Raw genomic sequence first — 14,314 nt, 5'->3', positions numbered from 1 at the left:
AGATATGTTTTAGTTTGGAGATGAAAAATGCCATGATGCGAATCATTCTGCTGCTGCTCTTCAGCCTCGGCCCGGCCGTCTCCGGCCAGGCTCTCGACATCACCTCGGTGCAACCCTCGACCACCTCCCCGGGGGAGAGTGTAACCCTGACCGGCGGGCCGTTTTCCCAGCGAACCCTTGTCATGCTGGGCAACTCCATGCTGACGCCGGCGACCCTGCAGAACGGTCGCTTGTCGGTCCGTATCCCGGAAGGCCTCGCCCCCGGAGACTATGTCATCTTCGTCACCGAGGGGAACACCACCTCGCAGCAGGCCTTTATTCTGCACCTGGTGGAAAAACGGCCGCTCATCAAGGGGATTTCGCCGGCCAAGATCGATAACTGCCAGGCATCTGACAACGGCACGGAACTTCAGATCACCGGCAGCGGCTTTGCCAAGGGGGCCAAGATTCTGCTCGACGGCGCGGCCGTAGCCACCGAACGCTCCGAATCCGGATCGCTCAGCGCGACCCTGCCCCCGCTTGCGGCAGGCAACCACCGGGTTCAGGTCGTCAATCCGGCCGGCGACACATCCATCCCTTTCAACATCACGGTTTCCGATCAACCGACCATCGACGACATCAGCGTCGGTGATGACCTGGTCAACGCCTATCAGCTGATCATTTCCGGACGCAACTTCAGCCCCCGGTCAAAACTGCTGGTCAACGGCAAGCCGATCAGCGCTTACGGCCGTTTCCATCCCCGCGACAAGGACAACGTCGAATATATCGACTGCAACACCCTGCACTACACCCGTTACCAGGTCAGCGGGCAGTTGCAGCGGGTCCGGTTCCGAATCCAGAACCCGAGCGGCCGGCAGAGCGATATCTACGAGGCAACGATTCGTTGAAACAGGCGCCGCCATGACATGACAGCAAAGGCCCCGCGGCATGCACCGCGGGGCCTTTGCTGTTGCTGCTGATCCGGAGATTACCCGGCATCCCCTGTCAATACCGGTAATGATCCGGCTTGAAGGGGCCGTCGACCGGGACCCCGAGATAGTCGGCCTGTTCGGCAGTCAACCGGGTGAGGCTGCCTCCCAGCTTGTCGAGATGCAGCCGGGCGACCTTTTCATCGAGCCGCTTCGGCAGCACGTAAACCTCCTTGTCATAACGATCGCCGTTGCAGAAAAGCTCGATCTGGGCAATGACCTGGTTGCTGAAGCTGTTGGACATGACGAAGGACGGATGACCGGTGGCACAGCCGAGATTGAGCAATCGTCCCTCGGCCAGCACAATGATCGCATGCCCGTCGGGGAAAACCCACTGGTCGACCTGGTTGCCATGCTCCTGCGGATTCTTCAGGTTGACCTTGCGGATCCCCGGGATTCTCGCCAGCCCGGCCATGTCGATTTCATTGTCGAAATGTCCGATATTGCCGACGATGGCGTTATGTTTCATCCGCTGCATCTGCGCGGCGGTGATGATATCCCGGTTGCCGGTGGTGGTCACGAACAGGTCGGCTTTCTCCACCACCTCGTCGAGAGTCCGCACTTCGTAACCCTCCATCAACGCCTGCAGGGCGCAGATCGGATCGATCTCGGTGACAATCACCCGGGCCCCCTGCCCGCGCAGGGACTGGCAGCACCCCTTGCCGACATCTCCATAGCCGCAGACCACGGCGACCTTGCCGGAAAGCATCACGTCGGTGGCGCGCATGATGCCGTCAACCAGGCTGTGACGACAGCCGTAGATGTTGTCGAACTTGCTCTTGGTGACTGAATCATTGACATTCATCGCCGCAAAGGGAAGCTGGCCGTCACGCTGCAACTGGTAAAGGCGGTGAACACCAGTGGTGGTTTCTTCGGTCACCCCGCGGATGGAGTCACAGGTGGCCCCCCAGCGTCCGCTGCCGGCTTCGATCGTCGGTCGCAGGCAGTTGATCAGCTCGATCCAGTCCTCCGGATCGTCCGCCTTGACCTCGGGCAACCCCTGCCGCTCCCAGGCGGCACCGTTGAGTACCATCATGGTGGCGTCTCCGCCATCGTCGAGAATCATGTTCGGCAGTTCGCCATCCGGCCAGGACAAGGCCTGTTCTGTACACCACCAGTATTCCTGAAGAGTTTCCCCCTTCCAGGCGAACACCGGGACACCGGCCGCGGCAATCGCCGCTGCGGCGTGGTCCTGGGTTGAGAAGATATTGCAGGATGCCCATCGCACCCGGGCTCCGAGTTCAACAAGAGTTTCGATCAGCACCGCGGTCTGAATGGTCATGTGCAGCGAACCGGTGATACGCGCGCCCTGCAACGGCTTCTGCTCACGGTATTCTTCGCGCAGGGCCATCAGGCCCGGCATTTCAACCTCGGCCAGTTCGATTTCCCGCCGACCGAAATCGGCCAGGCCAATATCCTTGACCTTGAAATCCTGCTTTGCAGTCATCATTTATCAACTCCTTGTTATGCCGCCCGAACAGAACGGGCCCAGGGTTACCCTGAAGCGGTAAACCGCACCGGTTCAGGCATCCGTTTCGCGTTCCCGCCACAACTGCAGCTGAAACCAGATCCAGGTCAAAAATCCCGCCAGGGCATGACCGACCGGATTGTCGGTCAACAGGTTGAAGCAGCGATCAAACCCGCGCAGTTCCCGCGCGATATCTGCGGGAGATGTTTCCAGGGTCCAGCGCCCGGACCGTACCCGCCGGGCAAGCAATAACTGCCAGGCATTGCCGCGAACATAGCGCCCGGTCCGGTACCAGAGCCGCAGACGTTTTTGCAACGAACGTTCGGCGATCAGAGCCCGAAAGCGCCGCAGGAACGGAGCAAGCCGCAATTCGCCGGTTTCCGCCTGTTGACGATAGATCGGCCCGGTCGCGGTCAAAAACTCTGCCATCTCCAGGGCGCGAAAATTCATCAGCAGGGCGTTGAGCAGCTGCCGTTGACGCAACCCTTCACGGGCAAAGCGACGCGCGGAGGTCTCGATCTCGGCGTCCAGCAGCAACCATCGGCCGCGTTGCCTGAGCCGCTCTGCCAGACGGGTATCCTCGAACAGCGGCCAGTCTTCGGGAAACCCGCCCAGGGCGTCAAAGACGGTTGCCTCCATCAGCATACCCTGGTCGCCGTGGGTGCAGCCGGAGCGGTCGAGACGGGCCTTGATTTCCCAATAGAGCAGTTTTTCCCGCAGAGCGAGCGGCGCGTCGCCGAAAAGAAGCCGGAAATGAGCGGCAATCATCCCCTCACCGGACGCGGCAAGTTGCTCGACAGCGGTTGCCAGCGCATGACTGTCCGGCAATCGGCTGTCAACATGCAGAAAAAGAAGAAATCGGCCGCGAGCTGCCGCCCGCCCCCGATTCATCTGTACCGCCCTTCCCCGCGGCGCCTCTATCCAGCGAGTCGCAAAACTTTTCGGCTCTTGTCGACGGACAAGTTCCCATCCCTCATCGACAGAACCGCCATCGGCGAAGATGACTTCAAAAAAAAGCCCATCCTGCCGCTGAAGCATGGCAAGAAAGTCGGCAATCGCCTCCGCCTCATTGAGAACCGGGACAATGATCGACAGCTGCGGCTGGTTCGACTCGGAAGCGATCATGAAAAAAACGGCAGGACTCGCGGCCCGCCGTCTACCGGAAAATCGGGGACTCGGGCTGACAGTCCCGCTCCTGCCTCCTGAACCGGGCTAGAGTCCCGCCAGTTTTTTCAGGCTGTCGGCCCGATCGGTACGCTCCCAGGTGAACTCGGGAAGCTCGCGGCCGAAATGACCATAGGCGGCCGTGCGACGATAAATCGGCCGCAGCAGGTCGAGGGTCTCGATAATACCGCGCGGGGTCAGGTCAAATTCCTCCTGCGCGATCCTGGCGATATCGTTGGACGGGATCTTCCCGGTGCCGAAGGTATTGATCATGACCGAAACCGGTTCGGCGACGCCAATGGCGTAGGCCAGCTGGACCTCGCATTTGTCGGCCAGCCCGCCGGCAACAATATTCTTGGCCACGTAACGCCCCATGTAGGACGCGCTGCGATCAACCTTGGACGGATCCTTGCCGGAGAAGGCACCACCGCCATGCGAGCCCTGGCCGCCATAGGTATCAACGATGATCTTGCGTCCGGTCAGGCCACAGTCACCCATCGGCCCGCCGACCACGAAACGCCCGGTCGGGTTGATGAAGTACTTGGTTTGTTCATCGATCAGGTCGGCCGGAATGATCTTTTTCACCACTTCCTCGATAATCCCTTCGCGCAGATTGTCGTAGGTGACATCGGGGTTGTGCTGCGAGGAGATAACAACCGCATCGACCCGAATCGGCTTGTCGTTGATGTACTGGATCGAAACCTGGGACTTGCTGTCCGGACGAAGAAAATTGAGCAGACCGCTCTTGCGCACCTCGGCCAACCGCTGGGTCAGCTTGTGAGCGAACATGATCGGCATCGGCATCAGCTCAGGGGTTTCATTACAGGCATAGCCGAACATCAGTCCCTGATCCCCGGCACCCTGTGCCGTGAACAGGCCCTCTCCCTCGGTCACGCCCCGGGAGATATCCGGCGACTGTCGGTCGATACTGGTCATGACCGCGCAGGTTTCCCAGTCGAACCCCATCGCCGAATCGTCGTAACCGATCTCGCGGATGGTCTGCCGAACGATTTCCGGCATATCGACATAGGCACTGGTGGTGATTTCACCGGCGATCATCGCCATCCCGGTTGTGACCAGGGTTTCACAGGCCACACGCGCTTTTTTGTCCTCAGTGAGAATCGCGTCGAGAATCGCATCGGATATCTGGTCGGCAACCTTGTCAGGATGTCCTTCACTGACAGATTCCGAGGTAAACAGAAAGTCGGTCATAGCCATGGGGCATACTCCTTCAGTTTATGCGTGAGATATAAGCGGGTCATTCTAGGAGGCCAACCACGAAACTGTCAAGATTGATGGCGTCGCAAAAACTCACCAGCAGCTGCGTTGCTACGCTTGCCTCGCTGCTTCGACGTACGTAAGTACGCCTCATTACTTGACAAACGCGCGCCTTACTGCTGGCGCTTTTTGCTTAGCCAACACTCTTGATGCTTTTTTGAGAAAGCATCAAGAGTGATCGCCTGTTCACCCTCTCAGATATCCGTCTTGCCGAACAGGTCGGGAATCCGGGTCATCATTTCTTCTTCGAGGCAGTGGGTGACTTCTGCAACGGTCGACAGCTGCAGCAGTTTTTCCAGCAATTCTTTTCCCTCGGAATAACGAATCTGGCGCACGACCCGTTTTACGCGAGGGATACAGGGCGCATTCATCGAGAGTTCACCGAAACCGAAACCGATCAGGATCGGCAGGTAGAGGGGTTCCGCGGCCATCTCCCCGCACATCGCCACCTTGATCCCCGCCTGCCGCGCGGCCCGGCAGATCATCTGCAGGGCCCTTAAAATGGCCGGATGCAGGGGTTCGTAAAGATAGGCGACATGTTCATTGGACCGATCCACCGCCAGACAATACTGAATCAGGTCATTGGTGCCGACCGAAAAGAAATCGACCTCACGGGCCAGCTTGTCGGCGATCAGGGCGGCTGAAGGAGTCTCGATCATGATGCCGACCGGAATCCTGCCGTCAAAATCGATACCTTCGCGGCTCAACTCGGCCATGGCCTGATGAAGAATCGATTTGCAGGCGCGGATTTCAGAAACACCGGAAATCATCGGGAACATCACCCGCACCGGCCCCAGGGCCGACACCCTGAGAATGGCCCGCAACTGGATTTTCAAAAGCTGCCGGTCGGCCAGGGAAAAGCGGACCCCGCGCAATCCGAGAGCCGGATTCACCTCATCGGAGAGATTGATCTCGGGAACGAACTTGTCACCACCGACATCGAGTGTGCGGATTGTGACTTCATGGGGCGCCATGGCGGTGACAATTTCGCGATAGGCATCGAACTGCTCCTCCTCATCCGGGGGAAACTGTCTGCCGAGATAAAGAAACTCGGAGCGGAACAAGCCGACCCCCTCGGCCCCCTGGGCGAGGGCATGGGGTACTTCGGACGGCAATTCAACATTGCACCGCAGCACCAGTCGATGGCCATCAGGAGTCTCGGCAGGCAGGCTGCGGTAACTGAGCAATTCCCTTTCTCCGTATTCGTAACGCTGCTTCTTCTGCAGATATTCCCTGAACGTTTCCGGCGTGGGGTTGAGAATAACGGTGCCGCTGGAGCCATCGACGATCAAAGGGGTGCCGCCGGGGATCAGCGCGGTCGCGTTTTCCAGTCCGACAACCGCCGGAATCCCCTGGGATCGGGCCAGAATTGCGGTGTGCGAAGTACGACCGCCGACATCAGTGACAAAACCGATGATCTTGTCCTTATCGATCTGCATGGTATCGGCCGGTGAAAGATCGTGGGCGACAACCACGACTTTACGATCGATGCCGGACAGCGACTGCTCCGACTCCCCCATAAGATTGCGCAGCAGCCGTTCTCCAACCGACTCCACGTCCGACCCGCGATCACGCAGATATTCATCCTCGATGCTCTCGAACACCGAACGGAACTGGTCGAGAGCGCGCTTCAGCGCCCCTTCGGCATTGAGCAGATCTTCACGGATACCGCGCCGGGTTTCGGCGTGCAGCATCTGATCCTCCAGGATCAGCAGGTGCGTATCAATGATGTACAGATGTTCGGCCAGGTGACGATCGGCGACCCGCCGTTTGACCTCGTGGAGCTGACGCCGGGAAAGCTCAACCGCTTCCTCGAAGGCCGCTATTTCGACATCGACATCGCTCTTGCGGATACGACGCTCCAGCGCAGCCATGCGGGCGCGGTTGACGAGGTGGGTCGCGCCGATGGCAATCCCCGGGGACACACCGATACCAACCAGAAACGTGTCGGGACTTATTTCAGTCTTCACCGAAGCCATCATTGATAAGTTCTTCCAATGCTTTCAGGGCCGCCTCTTCATCAGGGCCGTTGACACTGACGGAAATGGTCGATCCCCGGGGAGCGGCCAGCATCAGAATTCCCATGATGCTCTTGCCGTTGACTTCCAGGTCGTCCTTGCTGACCAGAACATCGGCCGAAAACCGTCCGGCGGTCTGCACCAGTTGCGCAGCCGCCCTGGCATGCAGTCCCAACCGGTTGATAATAGTGAATTCCTTCTCGATCATTATTCAGCATTGCCTTTCAGCTATCATCCTGAATCCGTGAGTTCCTGTTGGATGGAGAGTGCAAGTACCTGGTCTGAACGAGATTTCCAAAAATCTGAAGCGCACCCACAGGTTCGCTGGTGATTTTTGGGAAGCTCAGGCAGATCAATGACTTGTGCTATCCGCCAACAAGGGGCTCACTGATTCAGGTTCATTTCAGGCCCCTCACTGCAAGCGCCAGGAAGGTCCCCAGGTAGATCATGGTCAGAGGAGAAACCCCCTTGCGCGCCAGCCAGCAACAGAAACCGACCACCGGCAGGGCAACAAAACCGACCGCGGGCGGCAGACCCTTGTCATGCAACATCATCGAAACCCACATGGCGCACAAACCACCCAGCAGGATAACGACTGCCTCCTTGATGCGAATCGCCAGATCGGGCAGATGCCAGCGCTGGATAGTTGCAACAATCTCCACACCCCGCTGCCAGCCCCGGAAGAATCCCCAGAAGCGAAAGAACAGGTGCGGCAGGTTGTAAACCATCAGCAACACGACGCAGGCCAGCAACGATCCGCGGACCGCAAAAAAAAGGGCCAGCACCGCAGCCAGGGGACGAATCCCCCCCCAGAACAGGGCATCCCCCATGGCGGCGAAAGGCGCCATCATCATGCCGTTGAAGTCACTTGCCGAAACCCCGTCCTGCGGGTTCCCGGCAGCGGCATCCGCCTCCAGGGCAATGGCCGATCCGAGAATGGCGGTTCCCAGGTAGGGATGGCTGTTGAAATAGCCGAGATGACGCTGAAAAGCCTGTTTTCGTTCTTCTCCCTGGTAGAGACAACGCAATGCCGGGGCCAGAACATAAAGGGCTCCCAATCCCTGCAGAGATTCGAAATTCCAGCTGGCCTGAAGCAGAAAGGAACGCAGCGCGCAACGACCGACCAGCAGGGCATTGATCTGTCCTCGGGCGTTCTTCATAGCAGCCAGATCGTCAGCAGCACGGTCACGAACGACGTACTGAACAGGGTCAGGGCACGGCTGACATGCAGAGTCGCCAGGATGACCGCCGCGCCGACCAGGGGAAAAAGCAGTTCCAACTCACCGGTCAGCGGCTGAAGCAAGGGCACAGCTCTTGGCAGCAAGGGCATCCCGATCAGCATTCCCCCCGCCACGACAACCACGAAGGTCGCCAGAGCCGCGCCGGCGAAATGCAGCACTCCACGCAGATGCAGGCGTTCAATCCGTTCTTCACGACCGTCAGCCACGGCTCTCTCGGCGCGCCGCAACAGACGGCTGTTGCAGTTTCGCGCCAACCGATCGAACCCTTGACCGACCTTTCCCAGCGGCATTGCCAGCAGCAGGGCAAAGAGGGCTACCGGTTCCGGAGCAAACCCACCCGCGGGATTGAGCAGAACCGTCAGGCAGGTGGCGCCGACAGCGACCTGGGTGTCATCCGGCGGGATCGCAGCACCGACCGGCATGCGCGCCAGCCAGAGCAGTTCACACAGGGCCCCGATCAGCAGTCCGCTTTCCGGGACGCCCAGCAGCCAGCCAAGCAGGGATCCCGCCACCAACGGTCGGGACAACATGATCTGCAGCAGGGCGGTGCGATCAAGCCCGGCCACAATGGCGATCAGTCCTCCCGACAACAAAACGGTCCAGGTCACCTCAGGCTCCCGTCTGCACCAGCTTGCGCCAGGGACGCTCCCGGTCGGCGGGGATGCACTGGGACACGATCTGCACTCCCTGCTCTTCCTCCAGGCAACGCAGATTGACAATGTCATCGTCATCGAGAGAGATGGTACAGGAACAGCGAAGCTTGCCCGCTCCTGCGTGCATGTTGCCCAGGTTGAGACGGTCGAAAGGCAATCCCAGCCGATGACCCTGCAGAGCGTCGGCGGACGTTTCAAACAACAGCAGAACACGTCGGGCGGAAAACACCCCCTGCCGGACCAGTTCGGCCAACTCGGTCAATCCACCAATGACAAGTTTGATATTCTTCGGTACGGAAGCGGTCATCACCGCGCGGCGTAAAGGCTCCCCGGCCACTTTGTCGCTGGCGACGACAATACAATCCGCCTGGGTATGAGGCACCCAGGCCTCCAGGACCTGGCCGTGAATCAACCGGTTATCGATACGGGCGAGAACAACACTCATTCGCTATATCCTTGAGCCGGAACCAGGGCACCCACACCGCCGGAGCGTAAGATTCCTGCCTGATTCAGGTTGATAAAACTACTGACGCAAAAAATCACTGGCCAGGGTAATACTCTGCTGACCATAAGCTTTGAGCAGGGCAGCGAGCTCGGCCAGGGAAAGAGACTCCTGACTGTTGAAGAATTTTATCACCATCGGCAGGTTAACCCCGGTAACGATCTCGACTTTTCCCGGTTCGAGAAATGACAGACTGACGTTCGAAGGCGTCCCTCCGAACATATCGGTCATGATCACCACGCCATCCCCGTCAGCGGACACCGAGGCAACAGCATCTTCAATCTCGGAGCGAATCTCCTCGACACCCTGCTCCTTGAGAATCGCAACCGCGCGGGCATGAAGACAGGGGCCGATAATCATTTCGGCAGCATTGAGCAGCTCCGCCGCCAACCGGGAATGGGTCGCAACCACCAGACCAATCATCGATTCACCTCTTGGTCGCATCCCGATGGAGAACATCGACATGCAACCCTTCACCGGGCAGGAGACCGCGCAGGGTTTCAACCACCGCGACACTGCGATGACGGCCGCCGGTACAACCGATAGAGACCGTCAGGTAGCTCTTCCCTTCCTGACGATACTGGGGCAGCAGAAACTGCAGCATATCCTGAAGTTTCTGCAGAAAAGACCTGCCGACAGGATTTTCAAGAGAAAAACTTCGAACTCTCTGATCCATACCGGTCAACGGCTGCAGATCGGGATGGTAATGCGGGTTGGGAAGAAACCGAACATCAAAAACCAGGTCTGACTCAACCGGCACCCCGAAACGGAAACCGAAGGATTGCAGCAGAACCGCAAGCTGCTGACTTGACGGATCCCCACTGACCAGTCGTATCACCTGGTTGCGCAACTGGTGAGGTGTCAGCCAGGAAGAATCAATAAAATGGGTCGCCAGCTGCTTCATCTCTGCAAGAAGCGCCCGCTCCAATTCGATCCCGTGAACAACCTGGTCCTGACTGGCCAGGGGATGCCGGCGCCGGGTTTCAGAAAAACGTCGTGTCAGAACGTCGTTGTTGGCCTCGAAGAAGAAAATCTCGATTTCGAAACCGGTCCTGGCAAGGGTTTCGAAGGTGCTGCGGGCCTCGGCCAGGTAGTCGCGGTTGCGCACATCGACAACCACCGCCAACTCCCCCCCCTCGGGCTGGAAGGTGGTCGCCAGACCGAGGCATTGCGGCAGTAAAGGCAATGGCAGGTTGTCGACGACAAAGAACCCGACATCTTCAAGGGCGCGGGCGGCGCAGCTCTTGCCGGAACCCGACAGCCCGGTAATGACAAGAACCCGCTTGGTACTCATTCGAGATTATCTCCGATAATGGTGTGGGAATGCAACCAGGCGGTTTCTGCCATGCGTTTTTCCAGCCGGTCCTGAAATTCCACCGCGCTGTTGTATCCCATCTCCTTGAGTAACTGGTTCCGAGCCGCCACTTCGACAATGCTGGTGATATTCCGCCCCGGACGAACCGGGATCTTCAGCAGCGGGATCCCCAACCCGAGAACCTTGTATTTTTCCTCCTCCAGCCCGAGACGGTCATATTCGTGTCCGTCCTCCCAGGAAACCAGCTCGATGGCCAGATCAATTTTCTTTCTTTCCCGGATGGCCGCAACGCCGAACAGGTGCTTGATATTGATAATGCCGAGCCCGCGAATCTCCATATGGTAATGAAGCAGATCCATCCCCTCGCCGAAAAGAACTGCCGGCAGTTTCATCCGCACCTTGACAACATCATCAGCCACCAGGCGATGGCCGCGCAGCACCAGGTCGAGAGCGACTTCACTCTTGCCGATACCGCTTTTGCCGTGCAGCAACACCCCGACACCGAGGACATCGACCAGGACGCCATGGATTGTGGTCGACGGCAGCAGTCGCTCTTCCAGGAACTGGGTGATCAGCGAGATGAACGTGGAGCTCTGGTGATGAGTCCGCAACAGGGGAATACCCCGAGCCTCAACTTCCCGCACCAGCATCGATGGCGGTTCCTGCCCCTTGGTGATGATGAAACAACAGATATCGACGTTACAGAGTTTGGCCAGGTTCTTCTCGGCGAGATCAACCGGAAGATGGTTGAGATAGCTCAGTTCAGTTGAACCGAGCACCTGCAGACGGTCGGGATGAAGATTGGTCACGTACCCGGCAAGAGCGAGTCCGGGTTTCTGGATTCGGGGAACCTGGACATGACGCAACAGGCCCTTTTCGCCGGCCAGCAATTCCAGGTCAAGGCCGGCTTCCTTTTCACTCAGAATATCCTGGATCGTGATTCCGGGCATGCGGATCGGTCCTCTGAAAGGTCGGGGCCTGTTCCGGGACGGCACGGGCCATGCTATGAAAACATTGGGGGGACGCTAAAGGGATTCCTCCTGCCGGGCGATAATTCCGTAGATGCTTTCGGCATCCTCGGCATCAAGGAGTGCCTGGCGGACGGCGGAATTTTTCAGCAGCTTGGAAATGCGCGCCAGGGTCTTCAGGTGGACGCCAACCGACTCTTCAGGCGCGACCAGCAGGAAAAAAAGCTGGGCCGGACGCCCGTCCATCGAATCAAAATCGATTCCACCGCGACTGCGGCCGAAAGAAATCAGCAGTTTGTCCAGCTTTCTCAACTTGCCATGGGGAATGGCAACTCCATCGCCGATCCCGGTGCTGCCGAGTTGTTCCCGTTCCTGGAGGATCGCGACCACCTCGTCGCGATCAAGGGACGGTTCAACACGCATCAGGGCATCGGTCAACTCTCCGAGGACCTCTGCTTTGGTGGAAGCTTGCAGGTCGGCAGAGATCGCAGCGGGGTCAAGTAGATCAATAATCTTCATAATTCTGACTGAGTTCGGATACAAGTCAGGGGGAGAGTTGCGGGACTCTCCCCCTGAACCGATGTGAGATCAGGCTCCCTGTTGAGGTTCGATCAGGCCGTAGTTGCCATCTTTGCGGCGATAGACAACATTGATGTCTTCGTTTCGGTCATTGGTGAAAACAAGAAAATCCTTGTGCAGCAGATCCATCTGCATGACCGCCTCTTCCACCGACATCGGCTTGACCGAAAAGCTGTGGGAATGAATAATGATTGGTTCCGATGAACCCTCTTCATCAACACTCTCCGCCTTGAGAACGGTTTTCTGAACCTGCCGTTCTCTCCCGGACAGAGGCTTGTGCCGTTTCAGGCGGTCCTTGTAGCGTTTCAGCTGGCGTTCGATCTTGTCGACCACAGCATCGATGGCTGCGTACATATCGTTGGTGGTCTCGGTGCCCTTGATGGTAATTCCCTTGGCGACCAGAGTCACCTCGGCTCGATGACGGATCTTCTTTTCCACCGAAAGAACCGCCTGAGCATCGATCGGTTCTTCGATGTACTTCTTGACCCTGGAGAGTTTTTCCTGCAGATAATCACGAACGGGTGCACTGACTTCCATGTGTCTGAAAGTTGTGGCAACTTGCATATGAATCTACCTCCTGGTAATGCCTCGTGGGGCGTTATCGATAGCTGAAGTATATCGCCCCGTTGACCGTTGACCAGCTTAAAAGAGTCGCTTACGTTCGGTGGACGATCCGATGCCGAGCATCTCACGGTACTTGGTCACCGTGCGCCGGGCGATATCGATATCGGATTCACGCAGAATTTCGACAATCTTCTGATCTGAATAGGGTTTTTTCGGATTTTCTCCGGAAATAATTTCCTGAATCTTACTCTTGACGCTTTCAGAGGCGATGGTATCCCCACCGGTTGTGCTTATACCGCTATTGAAAAAGAACTTCAACTCAAAAAGACCTTGCGGCGTCTGCACATACTTGTTGGTAGTCACCCGACTGATCGTCGATTCGTGCATTTCGATATCTTCGGCAACATCACGCAGCACAAGTGGTTTGAGATAGGCAATGCCCTTGTCGAAGAATTCGCGCTGGAACTTGACAATGCTCTTGGTGACTCGATAGATGGTGCGCTGACGTTGATGGATACTCTTGATCAGCCAGAGAGCGCCGCGCATTTTTTCCTGAATATACTCACCTGCCTTGGCATCGACTTCCCTGCTGCCGGAAAGGGCGTTGCGATAAAACGAATTGATGCGCAGGTTCGGAAGCCCTTCATCGTTCAACACCACCACGTACTCATCACTGATCTTGTAGACAAAGATGTCCGGGGTGATGTAATGAACATCTTCCTCGCCATAGGCGCTGCCGGGACGGGGGTCGAGGTTGGAAATGATTTTCGCCGCTCCGAGGACTTCATCGAGACTGACGCCAAGCGCCTTGGCAATGACGGGATACTTGCGAGCCTCGAGTTCCCGGATGTGATCGAGCAGCACCCGCTCAACCAAAGAACCCTGCATTCCAAGATGTTCAACCTGGCGCAGCAGAGATTCCCGCAGATCTCTACAGGCAATCCCCGGCGGGTCAAACTGCTGAACCAGCAGCAGAACCTCCTCGACCTGTTCGGCGGTCACCCGGCAGGCTCCGGCAATCTCTTCCAGTGACGCCTGCAGGTAGCCGTCAGCGTCAAGGTTGCCGATAATCTCGGCGGCGATGGCACGTTTCCTGTCAACGATACGGGACAGATTCAACTGCCACATCAGGTGTTCAGCAAGGGTACTCTTGCGGGTCAGCAGGTTCTCGTAGGAGGGGCGGTCGTCGTCACTTTCGTAGATATCGGCGGTGGTTCCCGACTGGGTGTAACCTTCGAGATAGGCTTGCCAGTCAATCTCATCCTTGAGCCCTGCCGGATCCTCGGGCATTTCCTCGGCATTCTCGTTGGCGGGTTCCGCTTCAGCCTTTTCAGCCTCGGCCGCGGCCGTCGTTTCCTCCCCGGTTTCGGGCTCCTCGGGTTCCTTCTCCTCTGCCTGCTCGCCCCCCTCTTCAAGGATCGGGTTCTCTTCCAGCTCCTGCTGAACCATATCCAGCAACTCCATGCGGGAGAGCTGGAGCAGCTTGATTGCCTGTTGCAGCTGGGGCGTCATCACCAGCTGCTGGCTCATCTTAAGTTGTTGACGTAATTCCAGGGCCATCAGGACTCCATTCAGTGCGTGCTCCGGTAGAGCTTA

Annotated in this window: 15 protein-coding genes; 1 reads left to right on the top strand and 14 read right to left on the bottom strand. The window is 57.9% G+C overall.

What is annotated here, in order from left to right:
• The first annotated feature begins 32 nt into the window (after positions 1 to 32).
• Positions 33 to 887, top strand: a complete 855-nt coding sequence (locus C2E25_RS10705; protein ID WP_158247218.1) for an IPT/TIG domain-containing protein — start codon at positions 33 to 35, stop codon at positions 885 to 887.
• 97 nt (positions 888 to 984) lie between these two features.
• On the opposite strand, the gene ahcY is transcribed toward C2E25_RS10705, so the two are convergent.
• The 14 genes from ahcY to rpoN all read right to left on the bottom strand — a co-directional run bounded on the left by ahcY (position 985) and on the right by rpoN (position 14,278).
• Positions 985 to 2,418, bottom strand: a complete 1,434-nt coding sequence (ahcY, locus tag C2E25_RS10700; protein ID WP_199177411.1) for an adenosylhomocysteinase — start codon at positions 2,416 to 2,418, stop codon at positions 985 to 987.
• A 72-nt stretch (positions 2,419 to 2,490) separates the two neighbouring features.
• On the bottom strand, positions 2,491 to 3,561 hold the full coding sequence (locus tag C2E25_RS10695; protein ID WP_103115734.1) for a TIGR04283 family arsenosugar biosynthesis glycosyltransferase: 1,071 nt from the start codon (positions 3,559 to 3,561) through the stop codon (positions 2,491 to 2,493).
• An 87-nt stretch (positions 3,562 to 3,648) separates the two neighbouring features.
• Positions 3,649 to 4,818, bottom strand: a complete 1,170-nt coding sequence (metK, locus tag C2E25_RS10690; protein ID WP_103115733.1) for a methionine adenosyltransferase — start codon at positions 4,816 to 4,818, stop codon at positions 3,649 to 3,651.
• Between the two features lie 254 nt (positions 4,819 to 5,072).
• On the bottom strand, positions 5,073 to 6,857 hold the full coding sequence (gene ptsP / locus C2E25_RS10685) for a phosphoenolpyruvate--protein phosphotransferase (protein ID WP_103115762.1): 1,785 nt from the start codon (positions 6,855 to 6,857) through the stop codon (positions 5,073 to 5,075).
• Entirely contained in the window at positions 6,838 to 7,104 is a 267-nt protein-coding gene (locus C2E25_RS10680) for an HPr family phosphocarrier protein (RefSeq protein ID WP_085010581.1), read from the bottom strand. Before C2E25_RS10680 ends, ptsP begins: the two co-directional genes overlap by 20 nt.
• Positions 7,105 to 7,294: 190 nt before the next feature.
• Positions 7,295 to 8,056, bottom strand: a complete 762-nt coding sequence (locus C2E25_RS10675) for a PTS system mannose/fructose/sorbose family transporter subunit IID (protein WP_103115732.1) — start codon at positions 8,054 to 8,056, stop codon at positions 7,295 to 7,297.
• Complete coding sequence (locus C2E25_RS10670; RefSeq protein WP_158247217.1) at positions 8,053 to 8,745, bottom strand: PTS sugar transporter subunit IIC; 693 nt, start codon at positions 8,743 to 8,745, stop codon at positions 8,053 to 8,055. The genes C2E25_RS10675 and C2E25_RS10670 overlap by 4 nt, the downstream gene beginning before the upstream one ends.
• Before the next feature lies 1 nt (position 8,746).
• Positions 8,747 to 9,235, bottom strand: a complete 489-nt coding sequence (locus C2E25_RS10665; RefSeq protein WP_103115730.1) for a PTS system mannose/fructose/N-acetylgalactosamine-transporter subunit IIB — start codon at positions 9,233 to 9,235, stop codon at positions 8,747 to 8,749.
• 78 nt (positions 9,236 to 9,313) lie between these two features.
• Complete coding sequence (locus C2E25_RS10660; protein WP_103115729.1) at positions 9,314 to 9,715, bottom strand: PTS sugar transporter subunit IIA; 402 nt, start codon at positions 9,713 to 9,715, stop codon at positions 9,314 to 9,316.
• A 4-nt stretch (positions 9,716 to 9,719) separates the two neighbouring features.
• Positions 9,720 to 10,586 (bottom strand): RNase adapter RapZ, encoded by an 867-nt coding sequence (rapZ, locus tag C2E25_RS10655; protein WP_103115728.1) that lies wholly within the window; start codon positions 10,584 to 10,586, stop codon positions 9,720 to 9,722.
• Positions 10,583 to 11,557 carry an HPr(Ser) kinase/phosphatase gene (hprK, locus tag C2E25_RS10650; RefSeq protein WP_085010587.1) on the bottom strand — a complete coding sequence of 325 codons (975 nt, stop codon included), beginning with the start codon at positions 11,555 to 11,557 and terminating at the stop codon, positions 10,583 to 10,585. The genes rapZ and hprK overlap by 4 nt, the downstream gene beginning before the upstream one ends.
• A gap of 75 nt (positions 11,558 to 11,632) precedes the next feature.
• Entirely contained in the window at positions 11,633 to 12,094 is a 462-nt protein-coding gene (locus C2E25_RS10645) for a PTS sugar transporter subunit IIA (RefSeq protein WP_103115727.1), read from the bottom strand.
• A 69-nt stretch (positions 12,095 to 12,163) separates the two neighbouring features.
• Positions 12,164 to 12,718 (bottom strand): ribosome hibernation-promoting factor, HPF/YfiA family, encoded by a 555-nt coding sequence (gene hpf / locus C2E25_RS10640; protein WP_085010589.1) that lies wholly within the window; start codon positions 12,716 to 12,718, stop codon positions 12,164 to 12,166.
• 78 nt (positions 12,719 to 12,796) lie between these two features.
• A complete protein-coding gene (gene rpoN, locus C2E25_RS10635) occupies positions 12,797 to 14,278 on the bottom strand; it encodes an RNA polymerase factor sigma-54 (protein WP_103115726.1) in 1,482 nt (493 codons plus the stop codon).
• Between the last annotated feature and the right edge of the window lie 36 nt (positions 14,279 to 14,314).

This window comes from Geothermobacter hydrogeniphilus (assembly GCF_002898515.1).
Lineage (GTDB): Bacteria > Desulfobacterota > Desulfuromonadia > Desulfuromonadales > Geothermobacteraceae > Geothermobacter_A.
This window is presented reverse-complemented; position numbering and strand designations above follow the sequence as displayed.